Genomic DNA, 25,742 nt, shown 5'->3' on the forward strand with positions numbered 1-25,742 from the left:
TCCGCTCAGAAAAGGAAAAAGTAGATGTCCGAGCAAGCCCCCGGATCTGGTGAAGAGAAATTCGCGTCGCCCGCGATCTCGCGCAAGAAGAAGAGCCGGATCTCCTGGATCTGGCTGGTCCCTGTCGTGGCCGCATTGATGGGCCTGTCGCTGGTCGTGCGGACCTGGATGCAGGCCGGACCCGACATTTCCATCTCTTTCAATACTGCCGAAGGCCTGGAAGTGGGCAAGACCCAGCTTCGCTACAAGGACGTGAACATCGGCACGGTCAAGTCCATCGGCTTCAATGCCGACCGCAGCAAGGTGGTCGTGAAAGCCGAGCTCTCCAAGCAGGTCTCCGACCTGGCGCGCGAAGGCACCAACTTCTGGGTGGTGCGGCCGCGGCTGGACGTAAGCGGCGTGTCGGGCCTGGGCACTCTGCTGTCAGGCGCCTATATCGGCGTGGACGCGGAAGAGGGCAAGGACAACAGCAACCGCGCCACGAAGCTGTCTTTTGAAGGTCTGGAAACCCCGCCCGCCGTGACCCACGACCGCGCGGGCAAGCGCTTCATGCTCAAGGCCTCGGACCTGGGCTCTCTGGATATCGGCTCGCCCGTCTATTACCGCCGCATCAACGTGGGCCGCGTGATCGGTTACGCCCTGGACGAGAACGGCAGCGCCGTGAATGTCGAGGTGTTCGTCGATGCGCCCAACGACAAATTCGTCACCAACGGCACCCGCTTCTGGAACGCCAGCGGCGTGGACTTCAGCGTCAATGCCGATGGCCTGAAGGTGCGCACGCAGTCGCTCGTCTCGATGGCGGTGGGCGGCGTGGCGTTCGCAACCGTGCAGAACGCCCGCGACGGCGATGCGGCGGCCAAGGCCGACACCGAGTTCGACCTGTACGCCACCGAGGCCGCAGCCAAGGCCAACCCGGACGGCGAGGCCTTCCCGATCCGCATGCGCTTTGATCAGTCGATCCGCGGGCTGACCGTGGGGGCGCCGATCGACTTCAACGGCATCACGCTGGGCGACGTCACGCAGATCACGCTGGACTTCGATCCCGCCACCAAGCGCTTCTATTCGCTGGTGGACGCCACCCTGTATCCGGAACGGCTGGGCCGCGTCTACGAAGAAGTCCGCGAACGTGCGATCAAGGAAGGCGACGTGGCAGGCGGCCGCTTGCTGGGCGTGATGATCAAGCATGGCCTGCGCGCGCAACTGCGCACGGCCAACCTGCTGACCGGCCAGCTCTATGTGGTGCTGGACAACGTGCCGAACGCCAAGCCGGTTGAATTCGAGATGTCGGAACCGGCGATCATTCCGACGGTGCCGGGCAACCTGGATCAGCTCCAGCAGCAGGTCACCAACATCGTCACCAAGATCGAGAAGATTCCGTTCGACAAGATCGGCGAGGACCTGCGCGCCACGCTGGCCAGCACGTCCAAGCTGATGAATCGACTGGACAAGCAGGTGGCGCCGGAAGCCCAGAAGGCGCTCAAGGCAGCCAAGGACTCGATGGCGAACATCAACTCGCTGCTGGCCTCTGACGCCTCGCTGCCGGTCAACACCGAACGGGCGATGCAGGAACTGAGCCGCGCGGCGCGTTCGCTGCGCGCGCTGGCCGACTTCCTGCAATCGAATCCCGAAGCCCTGCTGCGCGGCAGAGGCGAAGACCCCATCCCGGGCGCCGGCCCAGTCAGGAACTAGACGCTCATGAAAAGCCGACTCTCTTGCCCCGCAACCCCGTCCCGCAGCAAACGCGCCCGCGCCGCGCTGGCCGTGCTGGCGCTGTCCGGCGCGCTGGCCGCGTGCGGGTCGTCGCCGCCCGTCCACTATTACACGCTGCAGACGCCCGAGCGGTCGGGTGCGCCCGCCGCGGCGCCGGGTTCCGCCTCGTTCCTGATCGAGGTGCAGCCCGTCACGCTGTCCACGCAAGCCGACCAACCGCAGTTGATGGTCCGCACCGGCGACGGCAGCATTTCCGCCTTGTATTCCGAACGTTGGAGCTCGCCGCTGGGCGACGAGTTGCGCAATGCCTTGTCCGATGCGCTCAAGCGAGACCTTGGCGCACTCGACGTGCAGATGGTCAAGCCGGGTCCGGGGGCGCCGATCTGGCGCGTCCAGACCGACGTGCAACGCTTCGAGATGGTGTCCGGCAGCATGGCGCAACTGGACGCCACCTGGCGGGTACGGCCCGTCGACACCAAGGGCAGGGGCCTCTTGTGCCGCAGCGTCGTCACCGAAAACGTGCCGGACGAGGCCGTGGGCAGCCTGATCGCGGCGCAGCAGCGCGCGGTGGTGAGCCTGGCGGGCGTCATGGCGGCTGCCATTCGCGGCCAGAATCCGGCGGGTTCCGGCTCGGTCCAGATGATGGGATGTTCCGCCCTGAAGGAATGATCCTTCCGGGTTTCCCGGATAAACCTCGCGATCTCAAGCGGTTAACTGGGTTCAACCTAGGGTTAACCTTAATACAAACGCGGTTGCAACCTGTCTAGCATACGGTCCTACCCATACTGGGTCCCGTCCGGGCCCAGTTACACCTTTGCCATGCGACAGGAAGCAATCTCTTATGGCCAGCACGACCCTCGGCGTCAAAGTCGACGACGCACTCCGCGACCGCCTGAAAGCCGCCGCCACCAAGCTCAACTGCACGCCGCACTGGCTGCATAAGCAGGCGATCCTGTCCTATCTGGACAAGATCGAGCGCGGCCATCTGCCCGCCGAGATGTCCCACCTGAGCGCGGATGCCGCGGGCGAAGAGGATGCGGCCGAATCCCATGCCGCACCCACGCCGCCGTTCTACGAATTCGGTCAGGACGTGCAGCCGCAATCCGTGCTGCGCGCCGCCATCACGGCGGCCTATCGCCGCCCCGAACCCGAGTGCGTGCCGCTGCTGCTGGGCCAGGCCCGCGTGCCCAACCTGGAAAAGGTGCACGCGATGGCGGCCGGCCTGGTCAAGAAGCTGCGCGGCAAGCGCACCGGTGGCGGGGTCGAAGGCCTGATCCAGGAATTCTCCCTGTCCAGCCAGGAAGGCGTGGCGCTGATGTGCCTGGCCGAAGCGCTGCTGCGCATTCCCGACCGCGCCACGCGCGACGCGCTGATCCGCGACAAGGTCGCCCGCGGCGACTGGAAGTCGCATATGGGCGGTTCGCAGTCGCTGTTCGTCAACGCGGCCACCTGGGGTCTGATGATCACGGGCAAGCTGGTGGCCGTGAGCAGCGAGCAGTCGCTGTCCAAGGCGCTGACGCGCCTGATCGGCAAGGGCGGTGAGCCGCTGGTGCGCAAGGGCGTGAACATGGCCATGCGCATGATGGGCGAACAGTTCGTGTCCGGTCAGACGATTTCCGAAGCCCTGGCCAACAACCGCAAGATGGAATCGCGCGGTTTCCGCTATTCGTACGACATGCTCGGCGAAGCGGCGACCACGGCGGAAGACGCCGAGCGCTACTACGCCTCGTATGAGCAGGCCATCCACGCGATCGGCAAGGCCGCTGCGGGCCGCGGCATCTACGAAGGCCCCGGGATCTCGATCAAGCTGTCCGCCCTGCATCCGCGTTATTCGCGTGCCCAGCGCGAGCGCGTCATGGCGGAACTGCTGCCGCGCGTGAAGGCGCTGACCATCCTGGCGCGCAGCTACGACATCGGCCTGAACATCGACGCCGAAGAAGCCGACCGCCTGGAGATCTCGCTGGACCTGCTGGAAGCGCTGTGCTTCACGCCTGAACTCGAAGGCTGGAGCGGCATCGGCTTCGTCATCCAGGCTTACCAGAAGCGCGCGCCGTTCGTCATCGATTACGTGATCGACCTGGCCCGCCGCAGCCGCCATCGCGTGATGGTGCGACTGGTGAAGGGCGCGTACTGGGATAGCGAAATCAAGCGCGCCCAGGTCGACGGCCTGGAAGGCTATCCGGTCTACACCCGCAAGTTGTACACGGACGTGGCGTACATTGCCTGCGCCCGCAAGCTGCTGGCCGCGCCCGAAGCCGTGTATCCGCAATTCGCCACGCACAACGCCTACACGCTGGCAGCGATCTACCAGCTTGCCGGCCAGAACTACTACCCCGGTCAATACGAGTTCCAGTGCCTGCACGGCATGGGCGAGCCGCTGTACGAAGAAGTGGTCGGCCCGCTGACCCAGGGCAAGCTCAATCGTCCGTGCCGCATCTACGCGCCGGTCGGCACGCACGAAACGCTGCTGGCGTACCTGGTGCGCCGCCTGCTGGAAAACGGCGCCAACACCTCGTTCGTGAACCTGATCGGCGATGAGACCATCCCGGTCGAAACGCTGGTTGCCGACCCGGTGGAAGCCGCCTCGCGCATCACGCCGCTGGGCGCCCCGCACGAGAAGATTCCGCTGCCGCGCGAGCTTTACGGCAATCCGCAGGACGGCGCCCGTGCCAACTCGGCGGGCCTGGACCTCAGCAACGAACATCGCCTGGGCTCGCTGTCGGCGGCGCTCCTGGCCAGCGCCGGCACGCCGTGGCGCGCCGGTCCGATGCTGGGCGAAGGCGGCGAACACTGGGATGCCGCCAAGGCAATCGAAGTGCGCAACCCCGCCAATCTGCGCGACGTGGTCGGCCATGTCATCGAAGCCGATTCGGCCGACGCCGAAGTCGCCCTGCGCGCCGCCGCCAATGCCGCGCCGATCTGGCAGTCCACGCCGGTCGCCGAGCGCGCCCAGTGCCTGCGCCGCGCGGCGCAATTGCTGGAAGAGCAGATGCAGACCCTGCTGGGCCTCATCGTGCGCGAAGCCGGCAAATCGCTGCCGAACGCCATCGCGGAAGTGCGCGAGGCCGTGGACTTCCTGCGCTACTACGCCGACCAGGCCGAGCAGGAATTCAGCAACGACACGCACCGTCCGCTGGGCACCGTGCTGTGCATCAGCCCGTGGAACTTCCCGCTGGCGATCTTCACCGGTCAAGTGGCGGCCGCGCTGGCGGCGGGCAACACCGTGCTGGCCAAGCCGGCCGAGCAGACCCCGCTGATCGCGGCGCAAGCCGTGGCCATCCTGCGCGCGGCCGGCGTGCCTGCCGGCGCCGTGCAGCTGCTGCCGGGCCGCGGCGAAACCATCGGTGCGCAACTGGTGGCCAATCCTGGTGTACGCGGCGTGATGTTCACGGGTTCGACCGACGTCGCCCGCATCATCGCGCGCACCCTGGCCGACCGCCTGGACGATAACGGCCACACCATCCCGCTGATCGCGGAAACCGGTGGCCAGAACGCCATGGTGGTGGACTCGTCGGCCCTGTCGGAGCAAGTCGTATTCGACGTGCTCAGTTCGGCCTTCGATTCGGCCGGCCAGCGCTGCTCGGCGCTGCGCGTGCTGTGCGTGCAGGAAGACAACGCGGATCACGTGCTGACGATGCTGCGCGGCGCGATGCGCGAGCTGGCCGTTGGCAATCCGGATCGCCTGTCCGTTGACGTGGGTCCCGTGATCGACACCGAGGCCCGCAACGGCATCCAGCGTCACATCGAATCCATGCGCACGGCCGGTCATCGCGTCGACCAGGTCGAACTGAACGGCGAATGCCGCCACGGCACCTTCGTGCCGCCGACCATCATCGAAATCGACAACGTCAGCGAGCTGACCCGTGAAGTCTTCGGGCCGGTGCTGCACGTGGTGCGCTACAAGCGCGACGAACTCGACGCGCTGCTCGACGCCGTCAACGGCACGGGTTACGGACTGACGTTTGGCGTGCACACGCGTATCGACGAGACCATCGCGCACGTGACGGGCCAGGTCCACGCCGGCAACGTCTACGTCAACCGCAACATCGTGGGCGCCGTGGTGGGCGTGCAGCCGTTCGGCGGCGAAGCGTTGTCGGGCACGGGTCCGAAGGCGGGCGGTCCGTTGTACATGTACCGCCTGCTGGGCACGCGCCCCGCAGGGCTGCCGCCGGCGCTGGACGCCGCGGCGCCGCTGCCGCAGCGCATCGCGCTGCCCGGCCCGACGGGCGAGACCAACACCTATATGGTCGAGCCGCGAGGCGCCGTGTACTGCGTGGCCGCCACCGAGGCCGGCGCGCGGGCACAGTGGTCCGTGGCCCGTCTGACCGGCAACCACGCGTGGTTTGCAGACACGCCGGCCGCGCAGGCGCTGCTGACGACGCTGGATGCCGATCAGCAGGGCCAGGCCGGCATCCTTTCGGATGCTGACGTGGACGAGGCCGACTACCAGGCCGTGCTGTTCGAAGGCGACGGCGACGCGCTCAAGGCGCTGAACCAGCGCATCGCGCGGCGCCCGGGTCCCATCCTGGCGGTGCACGGCCTGACCTCCGACGCCTTGGCGGCTGGCGCCAGCTACGTGCCGGAACGCCTCCTGACCGAGCGTTCCGTCAGCGTCAACACGGCGGCCGCGGGCGGCAACGCCAGCCTCATGACCATCGGTTAAGCGTGACCAGGGGTAACCCTCAGGAAACTGAGGGTTATCTCCAATATCGGGCTAGGTTGCACTGGAACGAAAATCCGGTCGCACCTCTGGCCTGGCTGCCGCAATCCGGCATTCAGGCTCTGCAGAAAATGCATGCGCGGGACCCGGATATCACTGGGCCCGCGGTAGTAAAAAACCAAAAGCCTGGCTAAAAGCTCAGGTATAACAAGGCCTTAGTCCGATATTTCGGAGGATTCCCCATGAAGTTCCGCACCACTTTGAAGCTTCTCGCTGCAAGCATCGCCGCCGCCGGCATGACGGCCGCCGTGCAGGCCGCCGACGTCAAGTTCGGCTTCGCAGCCCCGCTGACCGGTCCGCAATCGCACTACGGCGAGGACATGCAGAATGGCCTGAACCTGGCCCTCGAAGAAGCGAACAAGAAGGGCATCAAGATCGACGGCGAGACGGCCAAGTTCGTGCTGGTTTCGCGCGACGACCAGGCTGATCCGCGCGTGGGCGTGCAGGTCGCCCAGCAACTCGTCGACCAGGACGTTGTGGGCATCCTGGGTCACTTCAACTCGGGCACCACGATTCCCGCGTCGCGCGTCTACCACGAAGCCGGCCTGCCGCAGATCGCCATGGCGACCTCGCCCGAATACACCAAGCAGGGCTACGAAACCACGTTCCGCATGATGACCAGCGACACCCAGCAGGGCGCCGCGGTCGGCAAGTTCATCGTGCAGAACCTGAAGGCCAAGAAGGTCGCGATCATCGATGACCGCACCGCCTACGGCCAGGGTCTGGCGGACGAAGTCGAGAAGGCCGTCAAGGCCGCCGGCGGCCAGGTCGTGCGCCGCGAATACACCACCGACAAGGCCAACGACTTCACGGCCATCCTGACCAACATCAAGGGTTCCGCGCCTGACGCCATCTTCTACGGCGGCCTGGACGCCCAGTCCGGCCCGATGAAGCGCCAGCTCGCCACGCTGGGCCTGAAGGCCCCGCTGGTGTCCGGCGAAATGACGCGTAGCGACACCTTCATCAAGCTGGCGGGCGACGCCGCAGACGGCACCTATGCCTCGCTGGCCGGCGTGCCGCTGGACAAGATGGCCGCGGGCAAGGACTTCGATCAGAAATACCAGGCCCGCTTCAAGAAGGCCCCCGGCGTGTACGCGCCTTACGCCTACGACGGCGCCTGGAACATGATCACGGCCATCGAAGAGGCCGGTTCCGCCGACCCCGAAAAGTACCTGCCCAAGCTGGCCAAGCTGAACCGCAAGGGCGCGACGAGCGAGCACATTTCCTACGACGACAAGGGCGATCTGAAGGAAATCTCGGTCACCATCTACGAAGTCAAGAACGGCAAGTGGGAGATGGTTGAAACGATGGTCAGCCAGGCTAACTAAGCCGGCTTGAAACCAGGGCGGAGCCGCGCGCCGCTAGCCGCGCGCCACGTTCCGCCCGCTCTTTTCCGCACGCGCCGTCCGGCGCAGCGGCGCGCGACGCGCGGCCAGGCCTTTGCGCCCTGGCCGCCCCGCGCGATTCTTCCAGGCTTATTCAGCGGCCCCTATGGATATCTTCATTCAACAACTGATTAACGGCGTCACGCTCGGCAGCGTGTACGCCCTGGTCGCCCTTGGCTACACCATGGTGTACGGCATCATCGGGCTGATCAACTTCGCGCATGGCGACGTCGTCATGATTGGCGCAATGGCTGCCACCACGGTCGCCATCACGCTGGTGGGCGGCGATCCCGGCGCCTCGGCCTTCGTGGTGCTGGGCGTCGGCCTGCTGGTCTCCGTGCCGCTGTGCATGGCGGTGGGCTGGACAGCCGAACGCGTGGCCTACCGGCCGCTGCGCCGCGCGCCGCGTCTGGCAGCGCTGATCACCGCGATCGGCGTGTCCATCATCCTGCAGAACGTCGCCATGATGGCCTGGGGCCGCAACTACCTGAACTTCCCGCAGGTGCTGTCGCCGCAGGTGTTCGAGTTTGGCGGCGCGCGCATGAGTTCGCTGCAGATCGCCATCGTGGTGATTGCGGCGCTGATCATGGGTGGACTGCTGGCGGTCGTGCACAAGACCCGGCTTGGCACAGCGATGCGCGCAACCGCGCAGAATCGCGAGGTTGCGGGCCTGATGGGCGTGAACATCAATACCGTGATCTCGGCCGCCTTCCTGATCGGCTCGGCGCTGGCCGCCGTGGCCGGCATGATGGTCGCCACGTATTACGGCGTGTCGCAATACACGATGGGCTTCATGCTGGGCCTGAAGGCCTTCACCGCCGCGGTGCTGGGCGGCATCGGCAATCTGGTGGGCGCGATGGCCGGCGGTCTGCTGCTGGGCATCATCGAGTCGCTGGGCGCGGGCTACATCGGCGACCTGACGGGCGGCTTCCTGGGCAGCCATTACCAGGACGTGTTCGCGTTCTTCGTGCTGGTGCTGGTGTTGATCTTCCGTCCCTCGGGTCTGCTGGGTGAACGGGTGGGGGATCGCGCATGAGCACACATCTGAAGAAAAGCGGGTTCTCCGCCCGCACGCTGATCGGCATCGCGCTGATCGGCGTCGTGCTGGCGGTGCTGCCGTTCGTGATCGGCATGGCCGGGCAAAGCTGGGTTCGCATCCTGAACTTTGCGCTGCTGTACGTGATGCTGGCGTTGGGCCTGAACATCGTGGTCGGCTTTGCGGGTCTGCTGGACCTGGGCTACATCGCGTTCTACGCGGTGGGCGCCTACACCTGGGCATTGCTTGCGTCGCCGCATTTCGGGCTGCACCTGCCGTTCTGGGCAATCCTGCCGATCGCGCTGGCGGTGGCATGCCTGTTCGGCGTGCTGTTGGGGGCGCCGACATTGAAGTTAAGGGGCGACTATCTGGCGATCGTGACGCTGGGGTTCGGCGAGATCATCCGCATCTTCCTGAACAACCTGAACGCGCCCATCAACATCACCAACGGGCCACAGGGCATCAACCGCATCGACACGTTCAAGGTTGGCGAGTTTGCGTTCGGGCGTACCCAGAACCTGCTGGGCATCCGCTTCACCGGGCCGGAAAAGTACTACTACCTGCTGCTCGCGCTGACGCTCATCATCATCGTGGTCTGCGTGCGCCTGCAGAATTCCCGCATCGGCCGTGCGTGGGAAGCCATTCGCGAAGACGAAATCGCCGCCAAGGCGATGGGCATCAACACCCGCAACATCAAGCTGCTGGCCTTCGCGATGGGCGCATCGTTCGGTGGCGTGGCCGGCGCGCTGTTCGCGTCGATGCAAGGTTTCGTCAGCCCCGAGAGCTTCTCGCTCATGGAGTCCATTTCGATCCTGTGCATGGTGGTGCTGGGCGGCATGGGCCACATTCCGGGCGTCATCCTGGGCGCGCTGATCCTGGCCGCGTTGCCGGAGTTTCTGCGCGCCGTCGTGGAGCCCGTGCAGCACATGCTGTTCGGCGCCGTAGTGCTGGATCCGGAAGGCATCCGCATGCTGCTGTTCGGCCTGGCCATGGTGTGCGTGATGCTGTTCCGTCCGGCGGGCCTGTGGCCGTCGGCGGTACGCAAGCGCGAACTGGCGACCAAGACGCAAGGAGGCGCGGCATGAACAAACTGCTGCAAGCCCAGGGACTGGGCAAGCGCTTCGGCGGCCTGCAGGCCTTGTCGGGCGTCAGTTTCGATATCGAACAGGGCGAGATCTACGGCCTGATCGGCCCGAACGGCGCGGGCAAGACCACGCTGTTCAACGTGCTGACCGGCCTCTACATCCCCGAGGAAGGCACCTGCACGTTCAACGGCGAATCCATGTCGGGCAAGAAGCCGCACGAGGTCGCCTACGCGGGGCTGGCGCGCACCTTCCAGAACATCCGCCTGTTCGCCAACCTGAGCGCGATCGAAAACGTGATGATCGGCCGCCACATGCGCACCCGCGCCGGCGTGCTGGGCGCGGTGCTGCGCACGCGCGCAACGCGTGCCGAAGAGGCCGCCATCGAGGCGCGCGCTCAGGAACTGCTGGACTACGTCGGCATCGGCCATCGCGCCAACGACGTCGCGCGGTCGCTGCCGTATGGCGACCAGCGGCGCCTGGAGATCGCGCGAGCGCTGGCGACGGATCCCAAGTTGCTGGCGCTGGACGAACCGGCCGCGGGCATGAATGCCTCGGAAACGGTAGTGCTGCGCAAGCTGGTCGAAAAGATCCGCGCGGACGGTGTCACCGTGCTGCTGATCGAACACGACATGAAGCTCGTCATGGGCCTGTGCGATCGCGTGCTGGTGCTGGAGTACGGGAAAGTGCTGGCGATGGGCAAACCCGCCCAGGTGCAGCGCGATCCCAAGGTCATTGAAGCGTATCTGGGCGCGGGCGCCGCGCAGGATCCGCTCATCCACAACGAGGGCCAGGCAACATGACGGCATCCCAACCCCTGCTCGAGCTGCGGGGCCTGCAAGTGTCCTACGGCGGCATCCGTGCAGTGCGCGGCATCGACCTGCGCGTGGACGAAGGCGAACTGGTCTGCCTGATCGGCGCCAACGGCGCGGGCAAGAGCACGACGCTGCGCGCCATCTGCGGACTGGTGCCGCTGGCCGGCGGCGAAGTCGTCTACGCCGGGCAATCCATCGGCGGCCAGAAGTCGCATGAACTGGTCCGCAAGGGCCTCGTCATGGTGCCCGAAGGCCGCGGCATCTTCGGGCAACTGACCATCGAAGAGAACCTGGCGATGGGCGGCTACATCCGCCGCGACGCGGCGCAGATCCGCCAGGACACGGATCGCGTCTTCACCTTGTTTCCGCGTCTGGCCGAACGCCGCAAGCAGGCCGCCGGCACGTTGTCTGGCGGCGAACAGCAGATGGTGGCGATGGGCCGCGCGATGATCGCGCGTCCCAAGCTGCTGCTGCTGGACGAGCCGTCGATGGGCTTGGCGCCCTTGATGGTGGAAAAGGTGTTCGAAGTGGTTCGCACCATCGCCAGCGAAGGCGTCACCATTCTGCTCATCGAGCAGAACGCGCGCCTGGCCCTGGAAAACAGCCATCGCGGCTACGTGATGGAGTCGGGCGAGATCACCTTGTCCGGTCCCGCGCGCGACATGCTGCACGATCCCAAGGTGCGCGCGGCGTACCTGGGCGAAGTGGAGTAATCAGGCGGACGCAAGGCGGTCTTGCCGCCTTGCGTTCTTTCTGCTTCAGGCCTGCACCGGTTCACGGTCCACGGCCGCGACCACCCCGGCGCCGATCAGCGCGTCGATCTCTTCCTTGCCGTAGCCGAATTCCCCCAGGATCGCGATGGAGTCCTCGCCCAGCCGCGGTGCGGCGCGATGGTAGCGGGCGGGCGTGGCCGACAGTTTCACGGGCATGCCCACGGTGCGCACCTTGCCGGCCACCGGATGATCCTGTTCCACCACCATTTCACGCGCCAGCGTCTGCGGGTGCGATAACGCCTGCGCGATCGAGTGGACGGGGCCCGCCGGAACACCCGCGTCGTCGAAGATGTTCAGCCATTCCTGCGCATCACGGGTCTTCAGGATGGCGGAGATTTCCTCCACCAATTCATCGCGGTTCTGCATGCGGTCGCGATTGCGGGCAAAGCGCGGATCTTCCGCCCACTCGGGCCGCCCCAGCGCCTGCGCGATGCGCTGCCAGTTTTTTTCGTTGGCGCCGCCGATGATGATCCAGTCCGTGCGCGTGGGAAACGCCTGGTACGGCGCGCTCAGCACATGCGCCGATCCCGTGGGACCGGGCGAGACGCCGCTGCCGAAATAGATGGCGGCGTGCCAGTAGAGCTGCTGCAGGCTGGCTTCCAGCAACGAAGTTTCCACGATCTGGCCTTCGCCGGTGCGTTGCTTGTGCTGGTACGCGGCCAGCACGCCGAAGGCCGCCAGCAGGCCCGCGTTGATGTCGGCCACCGAATTGCCGGTGCGCAGCGGCGGGCCGCCAGGCTCACCGGTGATGGCCATCAAGCCTGAAAACCCTTGCGCCACGAGATCGAAGCCGCCTTTATCCGCAAAGGGGCCGGTCGTGCCGTAGCCGGACACGGCGCAATAGATCAGGCCCGGGTTCTCCTTGCGCAGCGTCTCGTAGCCCAGGCCCAGCTTCTCCATCGTGCCCTTGCGGAAGTTCTCGGTCACCACGTCGGCGTCGCGGATCATGCGCAACAGGACCTTCTTGCCTTCCGGATGCTTGAGGTCCAGCGCGATGGCGCGCTTGTTGCGGTTGAGCATCAGGTATGGCGCCGAGATGCCGTTGATCTGCGGGTCGCGATACTGGCGCGAATCGTCGCCGCCGTCGATCTTTTCGACCTTGATGACGTCGGCGCCCAGGTCGGCCAGCATCATGCCGCAGGTGGGGCCAGCCATGATCTGGGACAGCTCGATGACGCGCATGCCGGCCAGCGCGCCGGCGGGGGCATCAGAACCAGGGAAGGGCGGGCGGCCGGAGCCGCGGGTGTCGTTGTGCATGCGTATTCCTCGATCTCTCGTTCAGCGGCCGGTGAATTGCGGCTTGGCCTTGGCCAGGAAGGCGCGATAGCCCGCGCGGAAGTCTTCGGTGTCGAAGCAGTCGAACGCCTCGTCGCGGTCGGCGTCCGTCAGCGTCTTGCCCTGCACCAGATTGCGCACGAACTTCTTGTGCCAGCGGGCCACCAGCGGCGCGCCATCGGCGATCCGGCGTGCGGCCGCCTGCGCCTCGTCGGCCACCTTGTCGTCCGCGACCACGCGCGAGACGACGCCCAGGCGCAAGGCTTCGGCGGCGTCGAAGATGTTGCCTTCCAGCAAGACCTGCAGCGCGACGGTCGGACCGACCAGCCGAACCAGCGGGGCCAGCTCCGAGTACGACATCACGAGACCCAGATTCTTGATGGGCACGCCGAACCGCGAGCTTTCGCCGCAGATGCGCAGGTCGGCCAGGCTGGCGATCTCCAGCCCGCCGCCCACGCAGATGCCGTGGATCTGCGCGACCACGGGGTGAAGGCAGCCGCCGATCGCCTCGATCGTGCGGCGCATGACGGCGCCGTATTCCACCGCCTGGCGCTTGTTGCTGCGCGCGGTCTCGAATTCGCCGATGTCGTTGCCGGGCGAAAACGCCTTCTCGCCCGCGCCGCGCAGCAGCACGCAGCGCACGCCGTCGTCGCGGTCCAGTTCGAGAAACGTGTCGCCCAGCAACCGCCAACTGTCGATCGTGAAGGCGTTGAGCTTTTCGGGCCGGTTCAGCACCACGGTCGCGATGTCGCCGTTGCGCTCGAGCAGGATGGGGGTAGCGGTAGCAGTCATGAGGTTCCTTTTGCTTGCGCGGGGCGGTCCCCGCCGGATGGATCGGGTTCAGCGTCGAGGCTTATTGCTTCTTCAGGCCCAGGCTCGCGGTGAGCTTGCCGTACTTGCTCCATTCATCCCGCACGTAGGACGCGAAGGCCGCAGGGGTTTGCGGGCCGCCGCCCAGGTCCATGCCCTGGTCGGCCAACTTGGCGGCGATCTCGGGGTCTGCGAGCGTCTGGGCGAGTGCCCGATCCAGCTTGTCCATGATCGGACGGGGCAGTTGGGCGGGCGCGAGGACGGCGTACCACTGCACGACGTCCAGCCCCTTGATGCCGGATTCGGCCAGCGTCGGCACGTCGGGCAGTCGCTTGCTGCGTTCGGGGCTGGTCACGGCCAGCGGACGCAGCTTGCCCGCCTGGATCTGGTTGATTGCGCCGGGTAGCGTGTCGAAGTTCAGGTCGACGTTGCCGCCGAGCAGGTCGGTCATGGCCTGACCGCTGCCTTTGTAGGGCACGTGCTCCATGGACACGCCGGCAATCTGCGAAAACCGTGCGGCGCTCAGGTGCTGCGGACTTCCCATGCCGGATGAGGCGTACAGCAGTTGCTTGGGCTTGGCCCGGGCGTCGTCCACCAGGTTCTGCACGGTGGTGTAGGCATGCTTGGTGGGGTTTACGACCAGCACGTTGGGCACGGATCCGATGTACCGCACCGCCGTGAAATCCTTGTTGGGGTCGATGTTGGACTGCACGACATACGGGGCGGCGACAGTGGATTGCATGTTGGCCAGGAGCAGCGTGTAGCCGTCCGGGTCGGCCTTGACCACGTAATCGGCCGCGATCAGGCCGGAGGCGCCCGGCTTGTTCTCTACCACGACCTGCTGGCCGAGCAGGGTGGAGAGCCGTGCCGACAGAATCCGGGCCGACACGTCGGTGCCGCCGCCCGGAACGAAACCGACGACCAGGCGAATGGGACGTTCCGGCCATTTCGAGTAGTCCTGCGCCAGGGCGGGGGCGGCGGCCGACAGTCCGGCGGACAGCGTCAATACGCCGATCCAGGCGCGAGCATGCTTTTTCATAGGGTCTCCTTTGGTGGATGAATCCTGCCCAGGGGCTGCTTGCTCTATGATTTGGGTCAGGTTGGTATGCCGTTGGTGTTTGGTATACCAGATACAAAAATAGTCGAAGTCGCGAGCATGAACAACCCATGGCTAACCCTGAACCCCTGATTGCTGACGTGTCCGTCCCCGATTTGGCCATCCACCATCCCACCTTGCCGGCGGTCGTGGCCGAACGGCTACGCCAATTGATCATCGATGGCACCCTGAAGCCGGGCACCTGGTTGAACGAACGGGATCTGTGCGATCTACTGAAGATTTCCCGCACGCCGCTACGCGAGGCGTACCGGATGCTGGCCTCGGATGGCCTCGTGACCTTGCAGCCCAAGCGCGGGGCGATGGTGATCGAGTTGTCAGCCGAAGACATCGAAAACATCTTCGACGTGTTGTCGGTGCTGGAGGGGCTGGCAGTGCATAGCGCAGCCGAGCGCGCGTCCGAGGCGGAGCTTGCCCAGATCGCGCGTCTGCATGCGCAGATGCTTGAAAACTTTGAGAAACGCGATATCCGCGCGTATTTCGCGGCCAGCATGGGCACGCACATCGCAATCAACCGCGCCGCGCACAATCCGGCGTTGTCGCATTCCTACGACCGGTTGAACCTGCAGGTGCAGGCGCTGCGCTACAAGTCCAATTTCGACCTGGATGAATGGACGACGGCGGTGGCCGACCACGAGGCCTTCGTGCAGGCGCTGTTGGCGCGCGATGGCGAACGCGCCGAAGCGCTGATTCGCAAGCACGTCGGCGGCAAGAAAGCCTATAACCTGCGCGGCCGGTCCGGGAACGGCGTGGCCTGACGGCATGGCGGCCTGCGCCGCCATGCGGTTGGGAATCAGGCGGGCTGCACGACCACGCGCTTTCGGCCGATCATCAAGGCAAGCACGGCGGCGATGATGCCCGTCGCGCCTGACACCACGAAAGCCATCAGGTAGTTGCCCTGTGCCTCGCGCAGCGCGCCCGCCATCCAGGCGGCGCTGGCCGCGCCCATCTGGTGTCCCGCCACGATCCACCCGAAGACGATCGACGCGTCGCGTTCGCCGAACGCTTCCGTCGTCAGGCGCAGCGTCGGCGGCACCGTGGCGATCCAGTCAAGGCCGAAGAAGATCGCGAAGATCGACAGGCTGTAGAACGAGAAATCGGAGTAGGGCAGGTACATCAGCGACAGGCCGCGCAAGGCGTAGTAAACGAACAGCAGCTTGCGCGGGTCGTAGCGGTCGGTCAGCCACCCGGATGCCGTGGTGCCGAGCAGGTCAAAGATGCCCATCATGGCCAGCAATCCGGCCGCCTGCACCTCGGGCATGCCGTGGTCGCCGCAAAGCGCGATCAGGTGCGTGCCGACCAAGCCGTTCGTCGTGAAGCCGCACACGAAAAACGTGGCGAACAGATACCAGAACGTGCGGGTCTTGGCCGCCCGGGCCAGCGTGCCGAACGTGGCGGCCACCATGCCCGTGCGCGGCGCGGCGGGCGCGGGCGGTGCGTGCGGATCGCTGCCGAACGGCACGAGGCCCACGCTGGACGGACGGTCGGGCACCAGCCACCAGGCCAATGGCACCAGCGCGGCTGCGGCGCCCGCCACCGTCCAGACCACGCGCGTCCAATCGCCGGACGAGGCCAGCGCGGCCAGGACTGGCAGAAATACAAGCGTGCCGGTGGCGGCGCTGGCGGTCAGCAGGCCCATCATCAGCCCGCGGTGCTTGACGAACCAGCGGTTGACCACGGTGGCGCCCATGACGATCGCCACGGCGCCCGAACTCAGGCCCGAAAACACGCCCCAGGTCATGATCAGATGCCAGGGCTCGGTCATATAGGCACTGACGGCGCTGGACGCCGACATCAGGATCAGCGCGGTGATCAGCACGCGCCGCAGCCCAAAGCGTTCCATCGCGGCGGCCGCAAACGGGCCCACCAATCCGTACAGAAAAATGCCCAGCGCCGCGGCAAACGAAATGGAGCTTCGGCTCCATCCGAACGCCTCCTCCAGCGGCACCAGCAGCACACTGGGCGAAGACCGCAAGCCGGCCGCGACCAGCAGTGACAGAAAGATCACGCCGACGACGACGAACGCATACTTTTGGCCGGCGCGGCGGAAGGGAAAGGGAGGCTGGGCTATACTCATGTTACTGACCGGTACGTATTAGGGTTCGCGCATAGTACGTACCGGTCAGTAACATCGTCAAGCTTTTTTTGGCGACCCTGTTTCCGGAGCGGCCGTGCGTGTCGTTCCGCAAAAAAGGAGCCTCGTATGGCCAGCAAGACCCCTTCCGCCGCCGCCACCGGCACGGCCGGCAAATCCGCGTCCAAGCCGCTTCTGGCGGCCGACCGCATCCGCAAGACCGCTCGCGAGATGTTCTACCGCGACGGCATCCGTGCGGTGGGTGTGGACGCCATCGTCACCCAGGCGGGCGTGACCAAGCCCAGCCTGTACCGCAGCTTTTCCTCGAAGGACGAACTGGCTGCTGCGTACCTGCGCGACTACGACGCCGAATTCTGGGCACGCTTCGACGCCGCCTGCGCCGCGCATCCGGGCGACCCGCGCGCCCAGTTGCTCGACTATCTGACCGGCATGGCCGGCCGCGCGGTGCAGAACGGCTATCGGGGTTGCGGGCTGACGAACGCGGCCGTCGAGTACCCGGAATCGGAGCATCCCGCCCGCGCCGTCGCCGTGGAACACAAGCGCGAACTGCGCCGCCGGCTGAACGCCATGGCTGCCGGGATGGGGGCGGAGGACCCGGAAGCGTTGGCAGACGGATTGCTGCTGTTGATCGAGGGCGCGTTCGTCTCAAGCCAGCTTTTTGGTGAAGGCGGACCGGCGGGCAGGGTGGCGGCGATGGCCGACAAGCTGATCCAGGCGCATCTGCCCCGCCGGACGGGCTAGGTCATCGCACAAAAGCGGTGCGTAACGCTGTGCGGCGCGCACCGTTTTGGTGGTGTTTGTCCCCATTGCGCAACGCCGAAAAAAATGTTTGTAATTTTTATTGCAACGCAGCATACGTGGATCTAAGATGGCTTCACGTTGTTCCACATCGCTTTTCTCAAGGAGAGAATCATGAGCGATACCGCGTTGAAAAATGCCCGTATGTCGGATGCGCTGGAGCGGTCCCTGATCCGCGAGGCCATCAAGGCGGAAACCCTGTCCGGTCCCCACGCAGGCTCGCGCTGGTTGCGCCTGAAGCTGCGCATGGCCGCACTGGGCGGTGCCGTCGGCGAGGTCCTGCACAATATGGACGCCGGCCGTCGTCAGCACCCGGTAGTCTCCGCCTACCACTGAAGTACCCCGCCAAAAAAAACGCCAGCTTTGATCGCTGGCGTTTTTTTTGTGTCCGCCGCAGAGGACGGTTTGGCCCTTTCAGGCGACGAGATCAAGCAGCAGGTAGCCGTCCAGCACGATGATGCCCACGGTTGCCCCGATCGCGGCCCAGCCCCAGGCGCCCCGCAGCACATAGGCGCCCATCAGACGTTTGCGGCATGCCAGCACCACCAGCGGTCCCAGGGCGAAGGGCAACGCCAGGCTCAGGACGACCTGGCTGAGCACCAGCAATCCGTCCGGATCCTTGCCACCCGTGAACGCAAGCAGACCCACGGCGGCGGCGCCTGCCACCACGCGCGTCATCAACGCACGGCGCCGGTCCGACCAGTTGCTGCCCACCTGGAATCCCTGCGACAGGATGCGGCCAGCCAGCACGCCCGTGATGGTGGAGCTTTGTCCGGCGGCATACAAGGCCACGGCGAACACCACCGCTGCGCCGATCCCTAACGTATGGCCGATCACCGCGTGGGCGTCGTCCAGGCTGGACACCACCATCCCGGAACCGGACAGCGACGCCGCAGCGACGATCATGATCGCCGCGTTGATCAGCATCGCCACGCCCAAGGACACGATGGTGTCGTTGCGCGCCACGCGCATGGCCATGCCGCGCGCCTGCTGGGGCAAGCCTTGCGCCCGTTGCGCCAGCGTGCCGGAATGCAGGTAAAGGTTGTGCGGCATAAGGGTCGCGCCAAGAATCCCCAGCGCAATCAGGAAACCTTGCGGATCGCGCAGTGCCTTGCCGGTCTCGGTCACGCCTTGGGCCACTTCCGTCCAGGCCGGATTGGCCTTGAACAGCAAAAATATGAACGACAGCGCCACCACTGACAAGAGCAGGGCGATCACGCGTTCGTGCCGATCGGCATTGCCACGCGTCATGGCCAGCACGGCGAAGGTGCCGATGCCCGTGACGGCAACCCCTGCGATGAGCGGCAGATTGAACAGCAGCCGCAGTGCAATCGCGCCGCCAATCAGTTCGGCCAGCGCAGTGGCCAGGATGGCGGCCTCGCCGGCCAGCCAGGCGGCTTTGGCCAGACGGGGCGACAGATGGCGGGCGGTGAGGGTGGCCAGATCCTGGCCGGTTGCCAGCGCCAGACGCGACACCAGCACTTGAAAGCCCAGTGCCAGAAAGGCCGATGTGATGACGACCATCAACAGCCCGTAGCCGAAGCCGCTGCCGCCAGCGATGTCGGTGGCCCAGTTGCCCGGGTCGATGTAGCCGACGGCCACGAGGATGCCGGACCCGACCATGCGGCGCAGGTTGGCGGAAGTCCGCGCGTCCTGCGCCAGGGCGGCATTACCGCCTGAAAGCGCGTAGATGAATCCGGTCATGCGTCGCTCCTGAGAATGGTTCTCATTGTCCGGAAGCGACTTTGCATCGTCCAATTGATTTTGACCACGCCCGGAATAGGGCGCGCCAATGATCCGGCCCCGGTTCAGAGGCCGGATCGCCCGCGTTGATCAGGACTTGAGCTTGGCGTCCATCGAGATCTTGGCGTTCAGCACCTTGGAAACCGGGCAGCCCTTTTCGGCCTTGCGCGCGGCGTCCTCGAAGGCCTCGGCGGAGGCGCCCGGAATGACCGCCTCGACGGTCAGATGGACGGCGGTGATGGCAAACCCATCGTCGAGCTTGTCCAGCGTGACTTCGGCCTTGGTGTCCAGGCTGTCCGCGACAAGGCCGGCTTCGGAAAGAATGTTGGACAGCGCCATGGTGAAGCAGCCGGCGTGCGCCGCGCCCAGCAGTTCTTCGGGGTTGGTGCCCGGCGTGTCGCCGAAGCGGGTATTGAAACCGTAGGGTTGGCTCTTGAGCGCGCCGCTCTGCGTGGAAATCGTGCCTTTGCCAGTCTTCAGATCGCCCGACCAGGCGGCGGATGCGGTTTTCTTCATACAGGACTCCTGTGTGGGAACGCGGCCGTGCGCGGCGCGTCCGGGGTGGGTGAGAGGCGCCGTCTCGCGAACGGCGCGCCTTGCCTCAGGCGGCACCGTCGATGATACGGCCCGTCACCCCGCCCGGCGCGGAAAACGCCGGTACGCAACGGCAAGCCGATGTAACGGCAGGTCGGCCACGGGTGCCGGTCGCGCGCCTCGGCCGATTGAGATGGGCCGGCCACATCAAGAGGCCGCGTGAGCGCATCAGGCAAAATAGCGGCATCTCCTTCACTCCTACCCAAGAGCCGTAGTCATGCCTCGCATCCTTGCCCGCTACGCCTGCGCTGTCGCGCTGGCTGTTCCCGTCCTGTCCGCTCAAGCCGAAATCGTGATCGGCGTGGACGTGTCCACCACGGGCCCCGCCGCCGCCATCGGCATCCAGACCAACAACGCGATCCGGCTGTGGCCCAACACGCTGGGCGGCGAGCCTGCTCGTTACGTGGTGCTGGACGACGGCACGGACGTGAGCCGCGCGGTCAAGAACATGCGCAAGCTGACGTCCGAAGACAAGGTGGACGCCATCGTCGGCCCCAACATTACGGCGTCTGCATTGGCCGGACTGGACGTGCTGGCCGAGACCAAGACGCCGATGATTGCGTTGGCGGCGTCCAGCGTCATCGTCGAGCCGCAGTCGGATCCCAAGCGCACCTGGGCCTTCAAGATGCCGCAGAACGACTCGCTCATGGCGACCGTGCTGGTCGAGGACATGAAGAAAAAAGGCCTGAAGAACGTGGCCTTCATCGGCTTTGCGGATTCCTACGGCGATAGCTGGTGGAAAGAGTTTTCGGCCGCCGCCGGCTCGGACCTGAAGATCGTGGCGCAGGAACGTTTCCAGCGCACCGACGCCTCGGTCGTCGGGCAGGTGCTCAAGGTCATTGCCGCCAAGCCCGACGCGGTGCTGATCGCCGGCTCCGGCACGCCGGCGGCGCTGCCGCAAAAGACGCTGCTGGAGCGCGGTTTCACCGGCGCTGTCTACCAGACGCACGGCATCGGCACGCTCGAGTTCCTGCAGGTGGGCGGCAAGGACGTGGAAGGGACGCTGTTCCCCACGGGCCCGGGCGTCGTGGCGCGCGAGCTGCCCGATTCCAATCCGGTCAAGAAGGTGGCCGTGGAATTTGCCGACAAGTATGAACAGCAATACGGGCCGAACACGCTGACGCAGTTCGCCGGTGATGCCTACGGCGCCTGGATGCTGCTGGACTCGGCCGTGTCGCGCGCGTTGAAAACCGGTGCAAAGCCCGGCACGCCGGAATTCCGCCTGGCCCTGCGCGACGCGCTGGAAAACACCCGCGATCTGGTCGTGCCCAATGGCGTCCTGAACATCACCAAGGACAATCACCAGGGCTTCGACGAGCGCGCCCGCGTGATGGGCACGGTCAAAAACGGGCGTTTTTCGTACGCAGAATAATTGGTGCCATATCTCTGTACCGTTCGTAACGTGTTCTAACGCTCCATAGGGCAACGGACGACAAAAGCAGGCTTAGGCCTGCTTTTTCATGCCTATATCATTCGTGTCCGAATCATTTCTTAGCGTATTATTTTTAGTGAAGCCATGCACCTAGAAATAAATTCGGGAGAAATAATTCATGACCCTCATCCAATCCAGACGACTGTTGCTGGCCCTGAGCCTGGGCGTGCTTGCCGCATGTTCGGACTCGGGTGGCGACAAGTCCGCGGCCGGCGGCGGCGAGACCGCCAGTAACGCCAGCACCCTGGAAGCGGCCAAGGCGGCGGGCAAGATCCGCATCGGTTATGCCAACGAGGCGCCGTTCGCGTACATGGATAGCAAAGAGGCCAAGGTCACCGGGGAATCCGTGGAGATTGCCCGCGTGGTGCTCAAGCGCATGGGCATCAACGAAGTCGAAGGCGTCCTGACCGAGTTCGGATCGCTGATCCCCGGCCTGGCCGCCAAGCGTTTCGACATCATCGCGGCCGGCATGTACGTCACGCCCAGCCGCTGCCAGCAGGTCGCGTTTTCCAACCCGACGTATGGCGTTGGCGAAGCGTTCCTGGTCAAGCAGGGCAATCCCAAGAACCTCCACAGCTACGAAGACGTGCTCAAGAACCCGGACGCCAAGCTGGGCGTCGTGGTCGGCGCGATCGAGGGCGAGTACGCCGAAAAGGTCAAGATTCCGGCCGGCCAGGTGGTCGTGTTCCCGGATGCCGTCAGCGCGCTGTCCGGCGTGCAGGCGGGCCGCGCCGATGCCTATGCCGCCACCGCGCTCACCGTCAACGACCTGATGGGCAAGACGCAGGAGGGCAGCGGGCTGGAGAAGGCCGATCCGTTCACCGATCCGGTCATTGATGGCAAGGGCGTGCGCGGCTACGGCGCCTATGCCTTCCGCACGGACGACAAGGCCTTCGCGGATGCCTTCAACGCCGAACTGGCCAAATTCATTGGCACCGACGAGCACAAGCAGCTTGTGGCGCCTTTCGGCTTTACCGCCGACGAACTGCCCCAAGGGGTGACCGCGGACAAGCTCTGCAGCGGACAGTAAGGGGCGCCGATGCAGCTGATGTCTGAACATATCGCGGAGCTGGTGCCGCCCCTGCTCGAGGGGTTGGCCGTCACGCTCCAGATCATGGCGGGCGCGGTGGTCCTGGCGGTGCCGCTTGCGCTGCTGTCCGGGATCGGGCGGCTGTCTTCCCTGCGGCCGGTGCGGTGGACGGCGTCGGTGTACGTCGAGGTCTTTCGCGGCACGTCCGCCCTGGTGCAGCTCTTCTGGTTCTACTTCGTGCTGCCGCTGTTTGGCGTGCAGTTGCCGGCCATGCTGGTCGGCATCGTGGTGCTCGCGCTGAACGCGGGCGCGTACGGCGCGGAAGTGGTGCGCGGCGCCATCCGGGCTGTTCCGCCCGGGCAGCGTGAGGCGGGCGTGGCGCTTAACCTGACGCGCCGCCAGATCATGCAGCGCATCGTGCTGCCGCAAGCGGTGCCCGCCATGTTGCCGCCGGCGGGCAACCTGCTCATCGAGCTGTTGAAGAACACCGCGCTGGTGTCGCTGATCACCATCACCGACCTGACCTTCCGCGGGCAGTTGCTGCGCAGCGAAACGCTGCGCACGACCGAGATCTTCACGCTGATGCTGCTGATGTACTTCGGCGTGGCGCTGCTGATCACCGCGGGCGTGCGCCTGCTTGAGCGGAGGGTCCGAGTCCGATGACACCGATATTCGACTGGTCTTTCGCACTGGAAATCCTGCCCACGCTGGGTTCGGCGCTCGTCATCACCATCCAGGCCACCGTGCTCGGCATGCTGGTGGCGGTCACGTTGGGCCTGGTGCTTGCGATGCTTCGCCGATCGAAGCTGCGCATCGTGTCGCTGCCCACGGCGTTCTTCATCGAGTTCGTGCGCAGCACACCGCTGCTGGTGCAGATGTACTTCCTGTTCTACGTCCTGCCGCTGACGGGGGCGCAGATGTCGCCGCTGATGACGGGGATCGTGGCGCTGGGGTTGCACTATGCCACCTATTGCGCCGAGGTCTACCGCGCCGGCATCGAGGCCGTGCCGCGCGGCCAATGGGAAGCCGCCACGGCATTGAACATGTCGCGCTGGCGCACGACGGTGGGCGTGGTGCTGCCGCAGGCGATTCCGCCCGTGGTGCCCGCGCTGGGCAACTACCTGGTGGCCATGTTCAAGGACACCCCGCTGCTGTCGGCCATCACGGTGGTCGAACTGCTGCAGCAAAGCAAGATGATCGGATCGGCGACGTTCCGGTACACCGAACCCCTGACCCTGGTGGGCCTGCTGTTCCTGGCGCTGAGCCTGGTCGCGGCCTGGGGCGTGCGCGGCCTGGAGGCCCGCCTGCAACGATTTGGAGGAAAGCGATGAGCGCCAGCGTAAGCATCAAGAATCTGCACAAGCGTTTTGGAGACGTGGAAGTCCTGCGCGGCATCAACCTCGAGATTCCGGCGGGACAGACGGTGGCTGTCATCGGGCCGTCGGGCTCGGGCAAATCCACGTTGCTGCGCGTGCTGATGACGCTGGACCCGCCCACCAGCGGCGAGATCGAGATCGACGGCGAACCCATGTGGACCGATGCGCAGGGCCGCCCCGCGGGCGTCAACTCCGAACACCTGCGCAACGTGCGCGGCAAGATCGGCATGGTGTTCCAGCACTTCAACCTGTTCCCGCACATGACGGCGCTGGGCAACGCCATGGAGGCGCCGCTGCACGTGCTGGGCATGCCGCGCGACCAGGCGCGCGATCGCGCCGTCGAGTATCTGGAGATGGTGGGACTGGGCGACAAGCTGGACGTCTATCCGGCGCAACTGTCGGGCGGGCAGAAGCAGCGCGTCGGCATCGCGCGCGCGCTGGCGATGTGTCCGCAGGTCATGCTCTTCGATGAGGTCACATCCGCGCTGGATCCGGAGCTGGTCGGCGGCATCCTGCAGATCCTGCGCGACCTGTCCGCCCGCCGCAGCATGACGATGATCATCGTCACGCACCAGATGAAGTTCGCCGAACGCAGCTCGGACCGCACGCTGTTCTTTGACCAGGGCAACATCGTCGAAGACGCCGAATCGTCGGTGCTGTTCAGCCAGCCCAAGGAGGCGCGCACGCGCCAGTTCCTGGATTCGGTGATCGAAGGACAGTAGGAGCGCGCTTAAACCCTGCCGGGGGCGTTGGGATTTGGGGGCGTTTGCGTGTCCGGGCGCTATGCTGTGTCGTCCAACGCTCCCGGAGCCCCCTAGCATGAGCCATCTGTTCAGCCCCACGTCAATCGGCAACGTCGAACTGCCCAACCGCATCGTCATCGCGCCCATGTGCGAATACTCGGCGGAAGAGGGGCGCGCCACCGACTGGCACATGATTCACCTGGGACATCTGGCGCTATCGGGCGCGGCGCTCCTGTTTACTGAAGCCACCGCAGTCGAGGCCGATGGCCGCATCTCGCCGGGAGACCTGGGCCTGTGGTCCGACGAGACCGAAGCCGCACTGGGCAAGGTGGTCGCCGCCGTGCGCCGCTATTCGCCGATCAAACTGGGCATCCAATTGGGACACGCCGGCCGCAAGGCATCCAGCGATGCGCCCTGGAACGGCGGGCAACTGGTGCCCGAAAGCGACGGCGGCTGGCTGGGCTGGGCGCCGTCGGCTGTGCCGCACAACGCGCACGAGCCCGCGCCGCATGCACTGGACGATGCGGGCCTTGAACGCATCCGCAATGCATTTGTGGACAGCGGCCGCCGCGCGCTGCGCCTGGGCTTTGATGCGATCGAGGTGCATGCCGCGCACGGTTATCTGCTGCATCAGTTCCTGTCGCCCCTGTCGAATCGGCGCGACGACGCGTACGGGGGATCGCTGGAAAACCGCATGCGCTTTCCGCTGGAAATCTTCCAGGCCCTGCGCGACATCACGCCGCCTTCCGTGGCGCTGGGCGTGCGCGTATCGGCGACGGACTGGGTGGAGGGCGGCTGGGACCTTGAGCAGACCCTGGTGTTCGCCGAGGCGCTGAAGGCGCGCGGCTGTGAATTCATCGACGTGTCCAGCGGCGGCGTGTCGCCGCAGCAGAAGATTCCGGTGGGGCCGAATTACCAGGTCCCGTTCGCCGAAGAGATCAAGCGCCGGATCGGCATGCCGACCATCACGGTGGGATTGATCACCGAGGCCCAGCAGGCCGAGGACATCCTGGCGCAGGGCAAGGCAGACATGGTCGCGCTGGCGCGCGGCATGCTCTACGACCCGCGCTGGCCGTGGCATGCGGCGGCCGAACTGGACGGCCAGGTCAGTGCGCCGAAGCAATACTGGCGGTCGCAGCCGCGTGAGCTGAAGGCGCTGTTTGGCGAGACGCGCTTCGGACAGCGATAGGCTGTCAGGCAAGGTCAATGAA

General features: G+C 65.7%; 23 protein-coding genes. 17 read left to right on the top strand and 6 right to left on the bottom strand.

Annotated features, from left to right (window positions below; translation table 11 throughout):
• The first annotated feature begins 24 nt into the window (after positions 1-24).
• The 8 genes from AC6CIE_RS02865 to AC6CIE_RS02900 all read left to right on the top strand — a co-directional run bounded on the left by AC6CIE_RS02865 (position 25) and on the right by AC6CIE_RS02900 (position 11,461).
• Positions 25-1,689: a PqiB family protein gene (locus tag AC6CIE_RS02865; RefSeq protein ID WP_191575612.1), complete on the top strand. Its 1,665-nt coding sequence runs from the start codon at positions 25-27 to the stop codon at positions 1,687-1,689.
• A gap of 6 nt (positions 1,690-1,695) precedes the next feature.
• Positions 1,696-2,379 carry a PqiC family protein gene (locus tag AC6CIE_RS02870; protein WP_498091075.1) on the top strand — a complete coding sequence of 228 codons (684 nt, stop codon included), beginning with the start codon at positions 1,696-1,698 and terminating at the stop codon, positions 2,377-2,379.
• A gap of 172 nt (positions 2,380-2,551) precedes the next feature.
• The gene (gene putA / locus AC6CIE_RS02875) at positions 2,552-6,373 is read left to right on the top strand and encodes a trifunctional transcriptional regulator/proline dehydrogenase/L-glutamate gamma-semialdehyde dehydrogenase (RefSeq protein WP_498091077.1); all 3,822 of its coding nucleotides are present in this window, start codon (positions 2,552-2,554) and stop codon (positions 6,371-6,373) included.
• 239 nt (positions 6,374-6,612) lie between these two features.
• Positions 6,613-7,758, top strand: a complete 1,146-nt coding sequence (locus tag AC6CIE_RS02880) for a branched-chain amino acid ABC transporter substrate-binding protein (RefSeq protein ID WP_056562612.1) — start codon at positions 6,613-6,615, stop codon at positions 7,756-7,758.
• A 241-nt stretch (positions 7,759-7,999) separates the two neighbouring features.
• Positions 8,000-8,851, top strand: a complete 852-nt coding sequence (locus AC6CIE_RS02885) for a branched-chain amino acid ABC transporter permease (protein ID WP_370633066.1) — start codon at positions 8,000-8,002, stop codon at positions 8,849-8,851.
• The gene (locus AC6CIE_RS02890; RefSeq protein WP_498091079.1) at positions 8,848-9,936 is read left to right on the top strand and encodes an ABC transporter permease subunit; all 1,089 of its coding nucleotides are present in this window, start codon (positions 8,848-8,850) and stop codon (positions 9,934-9,936) included. Before AC6CIE_RS02885 ends, AC6CIE_RS02890 begins: the two co-directional genes overlap by 4 nt.
• The gene (locus AC6CIE_RS02895; protein ID WP_498091081.1) at positions 9,933-10,736 is read left to right on the top strand and encodes an ABC transporter ATP-binding protein; all 804 of its coding nucleotides are present in this window, start codon (positions 9,933-9,935) and stop codon (positions 10,734-10,736) included. Before AC6CIE_RS02890 ends, AC6CIE_RS02895 begins: the two co-directional genes overlap by 4 nt.
• Positions 10,733-11,461, top strand: coding sequence for an ABC transporter ATP-binding protein (locus tag AC6CIE_RS02900; protein ID WP_218344733.1), 729 nt, complete (start codon positions 10,733-10,735; stop codon positions 11,459-11,461). The genes AC6CIE_RS02895 and AC6CIE_RS02900 overlap by 4 nt, the downstream gene beginning before the upstream one ends.
• Positions 11,462-11,506: 45 nt before the next feature.
• Here AC6CIE_RS02900 and AC6CIE_RS02905 read toward each other — a convergent pair whose 3' ends face one another.
• From AC6CIE_RS02905 to AC6CIE_RS02915, 3 genes are all read right to left on the bottom strand, one after another.
• The gene (locus tag AC6CIE_RS02905) at positions 11,507-12,778 is read right to left on the bottom strand and encodes a CaiB/BaiF CoA transferase family protein (protein ID WP_286899978.1); all 1,272 of its coding nucleotides are present in this window, start codon (positions 12,776-12,778) and stop codon (positions 11,507-11,509) included.
• Between the two features lie 21 nt (positions 12,779-12,799).
• The gene (locus AC6CIE_RS02910; protein ID WP_498091083.1) at positions 12,800-13,588 is read right to left on the bottom strand and encodes an enoyl-CoA hydratase/isomerase family protein; all 789 of its coding nucleotides are present in this window, start codon (positions 13,586-13,588) and stop codon (positions 12,800-12,802) included.
• Positions 13,589-13,649: 61 nt separating this feature from the next.
• A complete protein-coding gene (locus AC6CIE_RS02915) occupies positions 13,650-14,645 on the bottom strand; it encodes a tripartite tricarboxylate transporter substrate-binding protein (protein WP_495601347.1) in 996 nt (331 codons plus the stop codon).
• 128 nt (positions 14,646-14,773) lie between these two features.
• On the opposite strand from AC6CIE_RS02915, the gene AC6CIE_RS02920 reads away from it, so the two are divergent.
• Positions 14,774-15,478, top strand: a complete 705-nt coding sequence (locus tag AC6CIE_RS02920; RefSeq protein WP_498091085.1) for a GntR family transcriptional regulator — start codon at positions 14,774-14,776, stop codon at positions 15,476-15,478.
• A 35-nt stretch (positions 15,479-15,513) separates the two neighbouring features.
• Here AC6CIE_RS02920 and AC6CIE_RS02925 read toward each other — a convergent pair whose 3' ends face one another.
• Positions 15,514-16,797, bottom strand: a complete 1,284-nt coding sequence (locus AC6CIE_RS02925; protein ID WP_498091087.1) for an MFS transporter — start codon at positions 16,795-16,797, stop codon at positions 15,514-15,516.
• A gap of 126 nt (positions 16,798-16,923) precedes the next feature.
• Between AC6CIE_RS02925 and AC6CIE_RS02930 the strand changes: the two genes are divergently transcribed.
• Both AC6CIE_RS02930 and AC6CIE_RS02935 read left to right on the top strand, forming a co-directional pair.
• On the top strand, positions 16,924-17,556 hold the full coding sequence (locus AC6CIE_RS02930) for a TetR/AcrR family transcriptional regulator (protein WP_498091089.1): 633 nt from the start codon (positions 16,924-16,926) through the stop codon (positions 17,554-17,556).
• Between the two features lie 171 nt (positions 17,557-17,727).
• On the top strand, positions 17,728-17,949 hold the full coding sequence (locus AC6CIE_RS02935) for an XRE family transcriptional regulator (RefSeq protein WP_105239468.1): 222 nt from the start codon (positions 17,728-17,730) through the stop codon (positions 17,947-17,949).
• A gap of 78 nt (positions 17,950-18,027) precedes the next feature.
• Here AC6CIE_RS02935 and AC6CIE_RS02940 read toward each other — a convergent pair whose 3' ends face one another.
• Both AC6CIE_RS02940 and AC6CIE_RS02945 read right to left on the bottom strand, forming a co-directional pair.
• Positions 18,028-19,317, bottom strand: coding sequence for an Nramp family divalent metal transporter (locus AC6CIE_RS02940; RefSeq protein WP_498091091.1), 1,290 nt, complete (start codon positions 19,315-19,317; stop codon positions 18,028-18,030).
• Between the two features lie 129 nt (positions 19,318-19,446).
• Complete coding sequence (locus AC6CIE_RS02945; protein ID WP_056562575.1) at positions 19,447-19,872, bottom strand: OsmC family protein; 426 nt, start codon at positions 19,870-19,872, stop codon at positions 19,447-19,449.
• A gap of 295 nt (positions 19,873-20,167) precedes the next feature.
• Between AC6CIE_RS02945 and AC6CIE_RS02950 the strand changes: the two genes are divergently transcribed.
• The 6 genes from AC6CIE_RS02950 (at position 20,168) to AC6CIE_RS02975 (ending at position 25,720) form a co-directional block, all read left to right on the top strand.
• Positions 20,168-21,322 carry an ABC transporter substrate-binding protein gene (locus tag AC6CIE_RS02950; RefSeq protein WP_175123455.1) on the top strand — a complete coding sequence of 385 codons (1,155 nt, stop codon included), beginning with the start codon at positions 20,168-20,170 and terminating at the stop codon, positions 21,320-21,322.
• A 178-nt stretch (positions 21,323-21,500) separates the two neighbouring features.
• Complete coding sequence (ehuB, locus tag AC6CIE_RS02955; RefSeq protein ID WP_175123454.1) at positions 21,501-22,412, top strand: ectoine/hydroxyectoine ABC transporter substrate-binding protein EhuB; 912 nt, start codon at positions 21,501-21,503, stop codon at positions 22,410-22,412.
• A gap of 9 nt (positions 22,413-22,421) precedes the next feature.
• The gene (gene ehuC / locus AC6CIE_RS02960; RefSeq protein ID WP_105239463.1) at positions 22,422-23,075 is read left to right on the top strand and encodes an ectoine/hydroxyectoine ABC transporter permease subunit EhuC; all 654 of its coding nucleotides are present in this window, start codon (positions 22,422-22,424) and stop codon (positions 23,073-23,075) included.
• A complete protein-coding gene (gene ehuD, locus AC6CIE_RS02965; protein WP_175123452.1) occupies positions 23,072-23,743 on the top strand; it encodes an ectoine/hydroxyectoine ABC transporter permease subunit EhuD in 672 nt (223 codons plus the stop codon). Before ehuC ends, ehuD begins: the two co-directional genes overlap by 4 nt.
• Positions 23,740-24,510, top strand: a complete 771-nt coding sequence (gene ehuA / locus AC6CIE_RS02970; protein WP_105239461.1) for an ectoine/hydroxyectoine ABC transporter ATP-binding protein EhuA — start codon at positions 23,740-23,742, stop codon at positions 24,508-24,510. Before ehuD ends, ehuA begins: the two co-directional genes overlap by 4 nt.
• Before the next feature lie 97 nt (positions 24,511-24,607).
• Positions 24,608-25,720, top strand: coding sequence for an NADH:flavin oxidoreductase/NADH oxidase (locus AC6CIE_RS02975; protein WP_175123451.1), 1,113 nt, complete (start codon positions 24,608-24,610; stop codon positions 25,718-25,720).
• Positions 25,721-25,742 lie beyond the last annotated feature (22 nt).

The organism is Achromobacter sp. GQ309 (assembly GCF_059759315.1).